The organism is Paenarthrobacter nitroguajacolicus (genome assembly GCF_031455195.1).
Taxonomy (GTDB): Bacteria; Actinomycetota; Actinomycetes; order Actinomycetales; family Micrococcaceae; genus Arthrobacter; species Arthrobacter nitroguajacolicus_D.
Map to the genome: position 1 here is coordinate 75907 of NZ_JAVDSH010000007.1, position 13675 is coordinate 89581.

Sequence of the window (13675 nt, forward strand, 5' to 3'; positions counted from 1 at the left end):
GCGGATACCGATTACTATGTGGGTTGGTTGTCGGGTCATGCCGCTGCTACTGTGCCGCGGCTATTAGGGATTCCCGTTCATGAGGGGAAGCACCGGAGGGAATTAGACGTCGTTCAAGGCGCTCGAGGGCGCTGTCAAGCGATTGGTCAATGAGTTCTGAGGCCCTGTCAGCGTCCCTGAGCCTGGTGGCGTCAACAATTGCCTGCTGTGAGGTACAGATCATCGTTGGCAGTGGCTTCTGCAGCGCCCATGACCTTGTAAGGCCGGCACTGCAACCACAACGTTTCTATGACGCTTGTCAGAAAGGGGTTACCGCCCGCGTTGTACAGTGTGCGGTGAATTACCTCGTCCTCATCCAGTGCGTCTGAGACCCTTTCCTCGGCTACCGCTTGAAGCATCCGGTCGCAGGCCGCCTGCATCTTGGTGAGGTCCGCGTCCGTGACCCTTCCCGCGCCTCGCCGCGCGACCTGCACTTCCAACAAGGTTCGGACCTGGTAGACATGGATCAATTCACTGACGCTGAATTTTCTGACCACTGCCCCCTTATGCGGAATGCGCGTGGCAAGGCCGGCTTCTTCCAGACGACGTATCGCCTCTCGAACGGGCATGACACTGGTGCCTACCATGGCCGCAACATCTCGCACCCTTAGAGGGAAGCCACCGGCCAGCTCTCCTGCCAGGATCCGGCTGCGCAGGACGTCGAAGACTTGGTCCGCAACCAAAGTGGGGGTGACAGTTAAATCTACTTGGGCCAAGGTGTGCTCCATCCGCTAAATAAAGGGTGAACGTTCGCGCTTTCAGAGGCCGCAGTCAGCTGAGCGGCCTTCGATGTCTGCGACTGGTGTACGTCGTGCCACCTCTACCGCTCCCGCTGAAAGAGCCATTCTTGGAGGCAGCGGCTTGCCTCAGGCAAGCGGGCCGAGAGGCGGCCGCAGGCAGGTTGCGAGCTCAGCGCTTGTCATTCTCATAGCTTTATGCGCCAGTCTTTCTGCCGTCCCGGGGCCGCATTTTCCGTTGAACGGAATCCTTGTAACGCCAATCACTCCTTGCGGGTCACACTGATTTCAGATTCATCCCGCTTTCGAGCAAGCCGGGGTCCGCAACGAAGCGAGGAAAACTATGGCACGTACACCGATTACCACCCAAGTTGCCATCATGGGCGGAGGCCCTGCCGGTCTCATGCTGTCGCATTTGCTGGCAAAGCAGGGTATCGAGTCCGTGGTGGTGGAAATCCGTAGCCGCAAGGAAATCCAGGAAACAGTCCGCGCTGGAATCCTGGAGCACGGCACCGTGAACCTGCTGGTGGATTCCGGCGTCTCGGACCGGGTGCTGCGCGAGGGCGACCGACACGACGGTATCGAGCTGCGGTTCAACGGCGAGAGCCACCGCATCAATTTCAAGGAGCTTGTGGGTGAATCGGTGTGGCTGTACCCGCAGACCGACGTCTTCATGGATCTCGCCGCTAAGCGGGAGGCCGACGGCGGCGACGTCCGGTACAGCGTCACGGACACCACTGTGCACGACTTCGAAGGTAAGCCGAAAGTCTGGTTCACCGACGCGGACGACCAGGAGTTCGAGATTCAGGCCGACTTCCTTGTGGGTGCCGATGGGTCGCGAAGCCACTGTCGCTTCCAGATCCCCGAGGCCAACCGCAAATGGTATTTTCACGAGTATCCGTTTGCATGGTTTGGAATTCTCGCTGAGGCACCGCGTAGTGCCGACGAACTCATCTACGCCAACTCCGAGAATGGTTTCGCGCTGATCAGTCAGCGCACTGAAACCGTTCAACGCATGTACTTCCAGTGCGACCCCAAAGAGAACGTGGCCGACTGGGACGACGAACGCATCTGGACCGAGTTCCGCAAGCGCGTCAACGGCAACGGGTTTGAGCTCAAGGAGGGACCCGTTCTGGAAAAGATGGTCCTGCCGTTCCGCAGCTTCGTGCACACCCCCATGCGTCACGGCAACCTTTTCCTCGCCGGCGATGCTGCGCACACGGTCCCGCCCACCGGCGCCAAGGGCCTCAACCTGGCCATCCACGACGTCAAGGTGCTGTTCGAAGGCCTGGATTCCTTCTACTCCAACGGTTCCACTGCGCTGTTGGATTCCTACAGCGACCGCGCCTTGGATCGCGTCTGGAACGCTCAGCACTTCTCGTACTGGATGACATCCATGCTGCACACGGTGCCTGGCGCCGACGACTTCGACCGTGCCCGCCAACTCGGTGAGCTTCACTCCGTGGTCACGTCCGAGCACGCCAAGGCCTATCTTGCGGAGTCGTACACCGGCTGGCCGACCTCGAGCTAGACCCTGAGCCGCGCACCAACATCCCTCTCTTGAAAGAAGCGGAAGTCTCCTTATGCGATATGTGAATCTTCGTGACCTTACCGTTTCAGCCCTCGGTCTTGGCTGTATGGGGATGTCGCACCTCTATACAGGTCACACCCAAAACGAGAGTGAATCGGTCCGGGTCATTCATAGGGCTATCGAATTGGGTGTAACCCATTTCGACAGTGCCGAACTTTACGGCCCCTTCAAGAACGAGGTTCTTCTCGGCAAGGCCTTAAAAGGCCGGCGCGACAAGGTCGTCCTCACCTCCAAATTCGGCCTGATATCCCATGTGGGCAGACCTGGTCCCCTGGACAGCTCAGCCGCCAATATTCGCAACGCCGTTGAAGGTTCGTTGAGTCGCCTGGATACCGACTACATCGACCTCTACTACCAGCACCGTGTCGACAAGAATGTGCCCATCGAAGAAGTCATAGGGACCCTGAGCGAGCTCATTATCGAAGGCAAGATCCGGCATATCGGCTTGTCGGAGGCAGGACAGGACACGATCCGGCGGGCCAACGCTGTCCACCCCATCACCGCGCTGCAGTCGGAGTACTCTCTGTGGACCCGGGATGGTGACGACGGGACCCTGGACGTGCTGCGTGAACTTGGTATCGGGTTTGTGCCTTACTCTCCGCTGGCGCGCGGGCTGCTGACCGGAACGATCCGTTCCCGTGGGCAGCTCGATGCCTCCGACTGGCGTCTAACCAACCCCCGTTTCGAGGATGGCGTGCTGGAACGCAACCTTCAGGTACTCCGTGAAGTGGAGGCCATTGCTGACGAGGTCAACGCTACCCCCTCCCAGGTCGCCCTTGCCTGGTTGATGGCAAAAGGGGAAGACTGGTCCCCGATCCCCGGTACGATCCGCATCTCCCATCTGGAAGAAGACCTCCAAGCCCTGGACGTCAAGCTCTCCGCCGAGCAAGTATCCGCGCTGGACAAGGTCACCCAGCCCGAAGGTGAACACCACACCGAAGCGCAGATGCAACTGTTCGATCGGAACAACTCCACTATGACGACATCCGGAATTTTAGGCAGATGAGCGTCCCTGCCAGAATTACCGTCCTCGGCCGCGGCGCGGCCGCCTTATCCTTGGCCCAGGGTTTTCTGCATTCCGGTGCCAAGGTCGTCCACTTGGAGACCGGTACACAACAGCACGGCACCACGGCCCTTTCGCCCGCACTCGATGAGGCAATGGGACAGGCAGACTTGGTTGTGGTCCAGGACTTTGGGAGGCTTCGGAGCAGCATCGCCGAAGGCGTTGTTCCGTTGCTCCGAGAAGGAGCGGTTTTCGCTGATTTGACTGCAGGAACGCCGGCTGCGAAGAAGAACCTCGCCGAATCTTGCGCCGAGGGCGTGTTTGTTGACGTGGCGGCGTTGAACGAGCACGCCCTCCCGATCGAGCCTCTCCGACTGGTTGTTGCCGGCCCAGGGGCCGGGAGATTTACCGAGATGCTCGCCGGTATGAACGTCAATGTCGAGTACGTATCAGATGTTCCGGGAGATGCTGCCAGCCGTGGATTGCTTAGTGATCTCTTGGCGAAGGGCTTGGCCGGTGTGGTCGTCGATTGTTTGTGGGCTGCCGAACGCATGGGACTGCAGGACTGGGGATACCGCGAGATTCTGGACTGGTTCGATACAGCTTCGGCGGAGACGGTCGCAGGACATGTTTCCCGGACCGCCTACCAGGTCAAACGCCAGGAACTGGAACTTCTGAATGTTGCCCAGATGCTTCGCGATAGTGAATACGACAGCCCGATGATTGCGGCCCTGCAGTTTAACTACGGCCGCATCCTGCATGGGACTCGGGTTCCTTTCAGCAGGAAACCCTAGCCCCAATGCGGGATGTTAAAATTCGAGCTGCCGTTGGAGAGCGTCGAGTACTTCGTAGCAGGGCAGCACCTTGGCGACGCTAGAGTTCGGCTCCCTCTGTTCCTGGATTGCTGCGACGAACTCTCGGTCTTGGAGTTCGATGCCGTTCATGGACACGGCGACACCTGAGACATAGATCGGGTTCTCTTTCCCATCCACCAGGTCGTCGTAGCGTGCGATGTAGGTTTCCGTGTCGCCGATGTACCGGAAAAACGTGCCGAGGGGGCCGTCGTTGTTGAACGAAAGCGAGAGCGTGCAGATCTTTCCCTTCTCGCTTTGGAGTTGGATGGACATGTCCATGGCGATACCCAGCTCGGGATGTTTAGGTCCTTGAACGGCGTTGGCCTTCACAACCTTCTCTCCGGTTTGATACTGGAACAGGTCAACTGTGTGGGCCGCATGGTGCCAAAGGAGATGGTCGGTCCAGGAACGCGGCTCACCGAGTGCGTTTGTGTTGGTTCGACGGAAGAAGTATGTCTGCACGTCCATCTGCTGGATTGAGAACTCTCCCGTCGTGATCTTATTGTGCACGAATTGGTGAGAAGGGTTGAACCGTCGTGTGTGCCCGGCCATGGCGATCAAACCTTCCTCCTGCTGCGCCCGGACTATGTCCTGGACTCCGGCGAGGGAGTCGGCCATGGGAATTTCGACCATGACGTGCTTGCCGGCTTTCAGGGCCTCCAACGTCTGGGCGTAGTGCATCTGTGTGGGCGTCGCGAGAATGACACCGTCAAGGTCCTCCTGCTGCAGCAGTTCCGTGTAATCGGTGAAGGCAGCTTTGGCCCCGTACTCGACGGCGACCTCCTTGGCTTTGTCCATCTTGCTGTGTGCCACGTACTGAATCCGGGCGTCGGGAATCTGGGCGAGGGCATCGAGGTGCTTCTTGCCGAAGGCCCCCAGCCCGACAACGGCGATATTGATGGTCATGCGTTCTCCTGTGGGGTGAGAATCAGGTGCCCAACGGAGGTGTTGGACGCTGGTACGTGGTTGAAGCGGTAGACCTCATCGACTTTGTCGCTCAAAGCCCCGCGCATGATGAGCCACATGATGAGCTCAACTCCTTCAGACCCTGCCTCGCGCATGTATTCGAGGTGTGGTTTGTACTGCAGAACCTCGGGCTGATTAATGAGGTCGTCCATGAATTTCTGGTCCCAAGGGAGATTGATCAGACCCGCACGGGCGCCTTGAATCTGATGGCTCATACCGCCAGTTCCCCAGACCTGTACGTTGAGATCCTCGTCGAATTCCTCCACGGCATGCCGGATGGCCTTGCCAATGGAAAGGCAGCGCTCACCGGAGGGTTGCGGATACATCACCACGTTCACCGCCAGAGGGATCACTTTGGTGGGCCAGTGGTCCGGGGTTCCGAACATGAGCGACATTGGCACCGTCAGACCGTGATCGACTTCGAGGACGTTCAGAACCGTCAGGTCAAAGTCGTCGAGGATGAGCGATGCTGCCAGGTGGGTGGCAAGCTCGGGGGCGCCCTCTACGGTGGGGACTGGGCGGGGTCCGTAGCCTTCATCGCAGATGTCGAAGGATTGAGCTACTCCCATGGCGAAGGTCGGCATGATTTCCATGCCAAAGTAGGACGCATGATCGTTGTAGACGATGATGGCCACGTCAGGGTTGTTGCTCTTGATCCAGTTCTTGGAGAACTCGTACCCATCGAACATGGGCTTCCAATAGTCTTCCTGGGAGCGGCCCATGTCGATGGCTGCGCCAACTGCCGGTACATGGCTGGTGGCGATTCCGGCTGAAATTTTGGCCATTATGCTTCGCCTCGTTCTTTCTTGGAGCGCCAGCCTTCGACGTTGCGCCCTCCGCCGACCATCATTGACTGGTATTGCTCCACGTTCATGTCTGTCATCGTGCTGACGGCCTGGACGTATGACTTTCCTTCAGCGGCGAATATTTTGGAGAGGAAGTAGACGTTGCCGCCGTGGTCGAGCATCTCTTGGAAGTCGCGGTCCAGGATTGCCTGTTTCTGCTCTTCGGTCATGTCCCATTCGTCAAGATATGTGCGTTCGTCGGCGAGGAACCTTTTCCGGTTGGCCTCCGATCGAAGGCTCATGCAGAACTGGTTCAGCTGGAAGCCATCACGTGCGCGCTTGAGGGTGAAAATGGTGGTGCCGGGGAGGTCGTTGAACTGTTCGAAATCGGGTTTCATGTCAGCTCCAGTAAAGGGTGTTGGGGTTGGTGACCAGTAGCTTTTCCTGCAGGTCCTGTGTGGTCGCGATGGAAGGGACGTAGTCCACGAGGATCCCGTCGTCGGGCATTTCGTTCCTCATGTTGGGGTGGGGCCAGTCGGTTCCCCAAAGGACCCGCAGGGGAAATTCCTCCACGATTGCCTTGGCGAAGGGGACCACGTCTGCGTAGTGTGGCGCACCCATGACGGTGATGCGGTCCGGGCAGCTGACCTTGGAGATGACGTTGGGGTTCTCGTGCATGAAGCGCAGGAACTGATCAAACTCGGGTCCTTCAACGGACTTGGTTACGTCAGGCCGACCCATGTGGTCGATCACGAGTGGGATGTGCAGGCTTGTGAAAAAATCCCACTTTTCCAGCAGGTCTGCCGGTTCGAAGTAGAGGACGAGGTGCCAGCCCAGGGGACGGATCTTGTCGATGATCTCGCGATAGTAGTTGTCCGGTTGAGGGTCGACCAAGCGCTTGACGTAGTTGAAGCGGACGCCGCGGACACCGAGTTCGTGCATTCTGCCCAGTTCGGCCTCGGTGATATCGGGTTTGATAGTCACCACGCCGCGGGCTTTGTCGTCGGAGTGTTTCAGAACGTCCAGAAGTGCGGAATTGTCCGACCCGTGGCATGTCGCCTGGACGACGACATTCTTTTTGAAGCCGAGGAAGTCCCGCAGGGCAAACAGTTGTTCCCGGCTGGCGTCGCAGGGAGTGTATTTTCTCTCCGGGGCGAAGGGGAAGGTGTTACCCGGCCCGAAGACATGGCAGTGCGCATCCACCGCACCGTCCGGGACCTGGAACCTTGGTTTGCTTGGGTTCGGGTCCCAGTCGAGCCATGTGACGTCTTTGACGAAAGCGTGGGTGCTCATACCGTCACCAGCTTCTGATCCAAGCGGGGGAAAACATCCCGGGCGTTTCCTGCGTAAATCCGTTGGCGGTCTTGCCTGGGGATGTTGGCGGCTTCAATGTAGCGCCTGGTGTCGTCGAAGTATTGTCCAGTTGTCGGGTCCAGGCCCCGCACCGCGCCGATCATTTCCGAGCCGAACAAGATGTTTTTGTTCTCGATGACGTCCAGGAGCAGGTCAATGCCTGGCTGATGGTAGACGCAGGTGTCGAAGAAGACGTTGTTCATGACGTGCTCCTCCAGGGCGGGGCGTTTGAGCATGTCGGCGAGGCCGCGGTAGCGTCCCCAGTGGTAGGGGACTGCGCCGCCTCCGTGCGGGATGATGAACTTCAGCGTAGGGAAATCGGTGAACAGGTCACCTTGTATGAGCTGCATGAAAGCTGTGGTGTCGGCGTTCATATAATGTGCGCCAGTGGCGTGGAAGTTCGGGTTGCAGGATGCCGAGACGTGAATCATGGCCGGAACGTCGAGCTCGCCCATCTTCTCGTATAGGGGGTACCAGTACTTATCCGTCAGCGGCGCCGAGGTCCATCTACCCCCGCTTGGGTCCGGATTGAGGTTGCACCCGATGAAGCCAAGCTCGTTGACACAGCGGTCGAGTTCCTTGATGGAGGCAGTGAGGGCGGCACCGGGTGATTGGGGAAGCTGACCGACACCTATGAACCTGTCGGGGAAAAGGTCAACGACGCGCTTGATGAGGTTGTTGCACGCCGTCGTCCACTCCTCGCTGATTCTTTGGTCCCCTTCATGATGGCCCATAGCGGAAGCACGGGGCGAGAAGACCGTCAGGTCGATGCCGCGCTCGGTGATCAAGCGCAGCTGGTTCGCCTCAATGGATTCGACAATGACCTCGTCCGGGATGGACGGATACAAGGGACTGGGCTGGCCGGCGGCGTAGGCGGCCAGCTGGTCAATTCTCCACTGGTTGTGCAGCTGCGGCACGGTCGTGTAGTGGCCGTGGCAGTCAATAATCATGAGTGCTCCCAAGATGATTTTTGGACAAAGACGGAGCCCGACATCAACATTCGCGCCGTACGAACCAGAGCGGACTTGGAGACCACTGGACGCCCTGACGAACTGTCGACGTCCATCTCCACGGAGAATGAGCCGGTAGGGTGTTCGACATCTATCTGGCAGTTTCTACTGGTGGCTTGGCCGGAGATCTCCGTGCCTGCAACTTCCGCAGCTACGCTTCCATTGAGCACGCAGGCGGTGGCCACCGTGACGGCTCCGAGCACGCCGATCGACTCGTGGACCCGATGCGGGATGAAAGTGCGCGTGCTAAGTGCCCCGCCGTTTCTCGCCGGAGCCAACAGGCTCAACTTGGGCACCGTCTTATTGGTGACATCTCCGAGGTTCATCAGGACTCCGGCCACCAGACGAATTTCCTCGAGACGCTTGCTGAGCGTAGTGTCCGATTCAAGCTCCCCGGGTGTCTCGTAGCCTGAGATGCCGAAGTCCGCGGCCCTCAGGCATACGACGGGCATGCCGTTGTCGATGCAAGTGACCTGAACGCCATCAATGACGTCGGCGACGTTGCCGGTCGGCAGCAGCGATCCGCAGCTGGAGCCTGCGACGTCTTCAAAGTTGATCGTGATGGGCGCGTGGGTTCCAGGGACTCCATCGATCCGAGCTTCGCCACTGTAGTTGACTACACCGCCGGGAGTCTGGACGTACGCGGTTGCCTTGGCATCGGTGTTTACCATGTGGATAGCGACAGGTGTGAGCCCGTCCACGGCAGGCACCAATCCCTTCTCGAGGGCGAAAGGACCGACCCCGGCAAGGATGTTACCGCAGTTCTGCTGGTCGCTGACTTCGGCGCGGTCGGGCCAGACCTGCAAGAACAGGTAGTCCACGTCGATGCCGGGCCGTTTCGATTTGCTCACGACAGCGACCTTTGACGTCAGAGGATGTCCTCCGCCCATGCCGTCAATTTCACGGGCGTCAGGTGAGCCCAACGCGGCCAGCAAAAAAGTATCCCGGGCGCTAGAGTCGGAGGGCAGATCTTCGGCCAGGAAATAGAGGCCCTTAGAGGTACCGCCCCGCATGACGGAGCACGCTACTGCCTGCTGGGTGCTGGTCATCCCTGGTAGTCCTCATAGGTGAGGCCCTTGGCCGCAAGACGGTCCCGCATGTCGTAAATATCAAGACCAAGTTCGCCAGCCTTCAGGCGCGCACGCTTGTTGGCTTCGTTGGCTTCCCTTTCCTGAGCCTTTGCGAGAACTGCCTTTGCATCTTCCCGGCGAGCCACGCAGACACCGTCGCTATCGGCCACAATGACATCGCCGGGCCGGACCAGCTGGTTTGCAATCACAACGGGAACTTGGACGTTGCCAACGGTTTCCTTGACCGTGCCTTGGGCCCCGATCGTCTTTGCCCAGACGGGGAAACCCATCTCCGTGAGAGCTGCAACATCCCGCACTCCGGCGTCAATGACCAGGCCCCGCACACCATAGGCCAGCAGGCTTTCGGCCAGTAGGTCGCCAAGGTAGCCGTCCTCGCTCGCGCTTGTCGGCGTAACGACCAGTATGTCGCCAGGCTGTGCCTGCTCTACGGCAACGTGGATTGACCAGTTGTCACCAGGGGCGACTTCGCACGTCAATGCGTTCCCGGCAATTTTTGCGGGGAAGATGGGCCGAAGCCGGACATCCAACAGGCCGATCCTGCCCTGCGCCTCGTGAACCGTCGCCACGCCCAACTCCGCCAGACCATCGACAATATCGAGCGGAGTGCGAGAAACGCCTCTAACGACTCTTGCCATGATTGTCCTTCTTCCTAAACGTGAGTGATTGACTGCCAGGCCGCGAGCTAATACTCGCTCTGGCGCCGGGAGCGATGGCTCGGCACCCAGAAGACCCGGACGCCCTCGCCAGAAGCCGGCATGAGCGATCCTTGACCGATGAACCGTGGATGACGAATCGGTCCTACGTCCTCCTCGGATTGCACCATCTGCCACCAGCCCGTCGCCGGGCAGTGCTCACCCGTGAGAACACCGCCGCAAGGCAGCGCGGGCGCCGTCATTACATGTAAAACCGTCACAGGGACCTCCATTGGTCGGCTGGGGATCACCACACTAGAGGGCCGGACCACTGATCGGCTCTGTACATTTGTCCTAGCCCGTGGCCCCCATCTGCCATGCCTCACAAGCCGTCGGCAGCCCGCGCCAACTAACCCTTTTACCCCTGCAGCCACGGCGTGGCGGAACAATGCGCGAACCTTTTTATTTATAAAGCTCTATACATAACGCTGGAAAACCCGTACCTTTTTCTAAAGGCTCTATTGGACCGGCCGACACCCAACGGTCCCAGGGCGGGCAGGGCGGCGGGGTGACAGCAGCGAGCGGAACACCGGCTCCACGTCTGCGACCTACACGCAGGTTCGGTTGGAAGCTGAGCAAGCACAAGCCTCTTATCGAAACCGTGCACACCCAGTGCTAAGCCGGAGTCCGCGAAAGCAAACCCAAAACAAGAAAGCAAAGAATCCATGCGAAGGAACAACGGGATGGCCTGGGGCTACGGCCTCGGCTCCATGATGCGGGTGGGGGAAAATCTCTTTGCCTTCTACTTCATTTATTATCTGTCGACCGTCGTCGGCGTGGATCCCGCAACCGCCGGCGCCATCAGCGGCACAGCGCTGCTGGCAGGAGCTCTCTGCAGCCCCGTGCTCGGGCACCTGTCCGACCGCAGCAGGTCCCGGTACGGCCGGCGGCGGCCCTTCATGATCGTTACGGCACTGCCGGCGATGGGCCTCCTGGTACTGCTTTTCACCAGCGTCGACCTTGGCGAAGCTACAGGCGCCTATTATCTCGTCGTCGCGCTTCTGTTCTCCGTGACGTATTACGCCTTCCTGGTGCCGTACGACGCACTCGGCGCAAATCTAACAACGGACTACAACCAGCGCACCACTGTCCGCAGCATTTGTACCGCCATCCTGTACATCTCTGTGCTGGTTGGCGGCACGCTGGTCGTCCAAGTGCAAGCCATGCTCGAACCGGCCCTGACCACGCCCATTGCCTGGACCGCTGCCGTGATTCTCTGCTGCGCCCTGCCCGGGGGAGGATTCGGAATTCTCGCGTGGCGGATGACTCGGGGGCGCGAAACCGGCCTTCTTGGAAGTCAGGTTCAATCTGCTGGTTCGATCCGCTCCGCTGTGGTCATTCTGAAACTCCGGCCGGTCTGGTCCGTTTTGGTGTGGGGACTTGCCTACTTCTTCGGCAACGCCTTGATTGGAGGAACCCTGATCTATCTCGGCGTGTATGTCCTCAAGTTGCCAGAGCATGTTGCTTCAACACTGTTTATTGTTTCGACGGCTTCCACACTCGTGGCGGTCATTCCAGGGAACTACCTCGCAAAGAAACTGGGGAAACGTGCAACCATCATGCTTGGCATGAGCGTCTTCGCCGTGACCAGTATCATCATGTATTTCCTCAGATTTGACGGGTACGTCGCAGGCGCCACAATCACCGCCGCGTTTGGAATCTGCAACGCTTTCGCCCTGAGCTGCAGCTACGCGATGATCTACGACCTCCGTGAAGTGACCGAGATCCGACTCGGCCACGACAAGACCGCTGTCATTCTCGGTTGGTTCAGTCTGGTCATCGGCTTGGCAGGTGCGCTTGGCGCAACAACAATCGGCACAGTTCTGCACGCCGTTGCATTCGATCCTTCAGCCACTCCGTCCGCCGACGTAATCGGAGCCATCGTCTCGATGCAGACATGGGTTCCATGCTCGGCCCTTGCACTATCAGCAGTTGCATTGCTCTTCTGGAACGTCGACGCTCTGACTCACGCCAAACTAGCCGACGAAATCCAGAGGATAAAGAACACCGCGGTGCTCACAGAGCCAGAAATCGAATCCCTAAATCGATGACCACCCCACAATCCGGCCACAGCTTAAGAAGTCAACCTCGCAATAGACGTCGGGACAGGCCGCCCAGGACACAGGAGAAGAAACAGTTCATGTCAGGACCAACCTATAGTCGAACAGTCAAAGCACCCCTGACTAAGATCAGAGAATCATTGGCAGGGGCCATGACGCAATCATTTTGGCTCGATCATCCTGACAAGCCTGCTCCCCTACCCCCGCTGGCAACCCATGAACACTCCGAACTGGTCGTTGTGGGAGGTGGCTATTCAGGGCTATGGACTGCCCTGCTCGCCAAGGAAGCTGCCCCTTCCCGCTCGGTTATCCTTCTCGAAGCACATGAGATGGGTTGGGCGGCCAGCGGCCGGAACGGTGGATTTGTGGAAGCTACTCTCACCCACGGTGAAGCAAACGGCCAAAGACACTTCCCCTCGGACCTTGAGGTACTTGACGCACTCGGCCAGGAGAACTTTGACCAGCTGATCAAAACGGTTGCAAAATACTCCATAGACGCCGACCTCGAGCAGTCAGGAATGTTGACGGTCGCAACAGACGAATATCAGCTTCCAGAGTTCACTGACAGCCGGATCGGTGAGCAGCTATACGACCAAAAATCCATCAAACAATTGGTCAACTCCCCGGTGTTCCTGGCTGGCCGCCTTGAGCACAAAGGTGTTGCGCTAGTGAACCCGGCCAAGCTTGCCTGGGGACTCCGACGAGTCTGCCTGGAACTGGGAGTCCGGATATTCGAGAACACTCGCGCCACCCGACTCAAAGACCAAGGCAAGACGGTGCGAGTAGAAACACCGGATGGATCGGTTTCAGCACGAAGGGTTGCTCTGGCGACAAATGCCTTCCCCTCGCTGCTGCAACGCACACGGGCGTTGACGGTCCCCATCTACGACTACGCGCTGATGACCGAGCCTTTAACGGATCACCAGCTGGAGTCTTCCGGGTGGGTCGACCGATTTGGTATCACCGACTCCGCACGGCAATTCCACTACTACCGGAAAACGCGCGACAACCGGATTCTCTTTGGCGGCTATGACGCCGTCTACCACAGAGGAGGCAAAATCCGGCCTGAGTACGACCATCGGCCTGAAACCTTTGAGCTGCTTGCGGACCACTTCTTCACCACGTTCCCCCAGCTTGATGTCAGGTTCACGCATGCTTGGGGCGGCGTGATCGATATGTGCACACGTCTGACCGCATTCCAAGGTAAAGCCTGGGCCGGGAAAGTGGCTTATAGTGCGGGGTTCACTGGACTAGGCGTAGCTTCGACGCGCTTTGGCGCCCAAGTGATGCTGGATCTGCTTGCTGGGGAGAACACCCAACGAACCCGGATGAAGGCTGTCGTCACAAAGCCTGTCCCGATCCCGCCCGAGCCTTTCGCGAACCCTCTGATTCAAATGATGCGAGGTGCCATCCAACGGTCCGATGCCAACAATGGCAGGGACGGGCTGCTCATAAAGACCGCGGAGACCTTCGGCGTGGGATTTGACTCCTGAC

General features: G+C 58.9%; 13 protein-coding genes. 5 read left to right on the plus strand and 8 right to left on the minus strand.

Annotated features, from left to right (window positions below; all coding sequences use genetic code 11):
- Nucleotides 1-191: 191 nt before the first annotated feature.
- Complete coding sequence (locus tag J2Y68_RS15390) at nucleotides 192-755, minus strand: GntR family transcriptional regulator (protein WP_309994656.1); 564 nt, start codon at nucleotides 753-755, stop codon at nucleotides 192-194.
- A 364-nt stretch (nucleotides 756-1119) separates the two neighbouring features.
- On the opposite strand from J2Y68_RS15390, the gene J2Y68_RS15395 reads away from it, so the two are divergent.
- Genes J2Y68_RS15395 through J2Y68_RS15405 form a run of 3 tightly spaced genes read left to right on the plus strand, consistent with a single transcriptional unit; the run spans nucleotide 1120 to nucleotide 4164 of the window.
- Nucleotides 1120-2307, plus strand: a complete 1188-nt coding sequence (locus tag J2Y68_RS15395) for a 4-hydroxybenzoate 3-monooxygenase (RefSeq protein WP_309994657.1) — start codon at nucleotides 1120-1122, stop codon at nucleotides 2305-2307.
- Nucleotides 2308-2359: 52 nt separating this feature from the next.
- Nucleotides 2360-3373 carry an aldo/keto reductase gene (locus J2Y68_RS15400; RefSeq protein WP_309994658.1) on the plus strand — a complete coding sequence of 338 codons (1014 nt, stop codon included), beginning with the start codon at nucleotides 2360-2362 and terminating at the stop codon, nucleotides 3371-3373.
- Nucleotides 3370-4164, plus strand: a complete 795-nt coding sequence (locus J2Y68_RS15405; RefSeq protein ID WP_309994659.1) for a hypothetical protein — start codon at nucleotides 3370-3372, stop codon at nucleotides 4162-4164. The genes J2Y68_RS15400 and J2Y68_RS15405 overlap by 4 nt, the downstream gene beginning before the upstream one ends.
- Nucleotides 4165-4179: 15 nt before the next feature.
- On the opposite strand, the gene J2Y68_RS15410 is transcribed toward J2Y68_RS15405, so the two are convergent.
- The 7 genes from J2Y68_RS15410 to J2Y68_RS15440 are packed head-to-tail and all read right to left on the minus strand — an operon-like array spanning nucleotide 4180 to nucleotide 10064.
- Entirely contained in the window at nucleotides 4180-5130 is a 951-nt protein-coding gene (locus J2Y68_RS15410) for a Gfo/Idh/MocA family oxidoreductase (protein ID WP_309994660.1), read from the minus strand.
- Entirely contained in the window at nucleotides 5127-5975 is an 849-nt protein-coding gene (locus tag J2Y68_RS15415) for a class III extradiol dioxygenase subunit beta (RefSeq protein ID WP_309994661.1), read from the minus strand. Before J2Y68_RS15415 ends, J2Y68_RS15410 begins: the two co-directional genes overlap by 4 nt.
- Nucleotides 5975-6373, minus strand: coding sequence for a protocatechuate 4,5-dioxygenase subunit alpha (gene ligA, locus J2Y68_RS15420; protein WP_309994664.1), 399 nt, complete (start codon nucleotides 6371-6373; stop codon nucleotides 5975-5977). Before ligA ends, J2Y68_RS15415 begins: the two co-directional genes overlap by 1 nt.
- Before the next feature lies 1 nt (nucleotide 6374).
- Nucleotides 6375-7268 (minus strand): amidohydrolase family protein, encoded by an 894-nt coding sequence (locus tag J2Y68_RS15425; RefSeq protein ID WP_309994665.1) that lies wholly within the window; start codon nucleotides 7266-7268, stop codon nucleotides 6375-6377.
- Nucleotides 7265-8278 (minus strand): amidohydrolase family protein, encoded by a 1014-nt coding sequence (locus J2Y68_RS15430; protein WP_309994666.1) that lies wholly within the window; start codon nucleotides 8276-8278, stop codon nucleotides 7265-7267. The genes J2Y68_RS15425 and J2Y68_RS15430 overlap by 4 nt, the downstream gene beginning before the upstream one ends.
- Nucleotides 8275-9387 carry a 4-oxalomesaconate tautomerase gene (locus J2Y68_RS15435; RefSeq protein ID WP_309994667.1) on the minus strand — a complete coding sequence of 371 codons (1113 nt, stop codon included), beginning with the start codon at nucleotides 9385-9387 and terminating at the stop codon, nucleotides 8275-8277. Before J2Y68_RS15435 ends, J2Y68_RS15430 begins: the two co-directional genes overlap by 4 nt.
- Nucleotides 9384-10064 (minus strand): 4-carboxy-4-hydroxy-2-oxoadipate aldolase/oxaloacetate decarboxylase, encoded by a 681-nt coding sequence (locus J2Y68_RS15440; RefSeq protein ID WP_309994668.1) that lies wholly within the window; start codon nucleotides 10062-10064, stop codon nucleotides 9384-9386. Before J2Y68_RS15440 ends, J2Y68_RS15435 begins: the two co-directional genes overlap by 4 nt.
- Nucleotides 10065-10786: 722 nt before the next feature.
- Here J2Y68_RS15440 and J2Y68_RS15445 point away from each other — a divergent pair.
- Together J2Y68_RS15445 and J2Y68_RS15450 are read left to right on the plus strand one after the other, a co-directional pair.
- Nucleotides 10787-12172, plus strand: a complete 1386-nt coding sequence (locus J2Y68_RS15445) for an MFS transporter (protein ID WP_309994669.1) — start codon at nucleotides 10787-10789, stop codon at nucleotides 12170-12172.
- 89 nt (nucleotides 12173-12261) lie between these two features.
- Nucleotides 12262-13674 (plus strand): NAD(P)/FAD-dependent oxidoreductase, encoded by a 1413-nt coding sequence (locus J2Y68_RS15450; protein WP_309994671.1) that lies wholly within the window; start codon nucleotides 12262-12264, stop codon nucleotides 13672-13674.
- Nucleotide 13675: the final 1 nt, after the last annotated feature.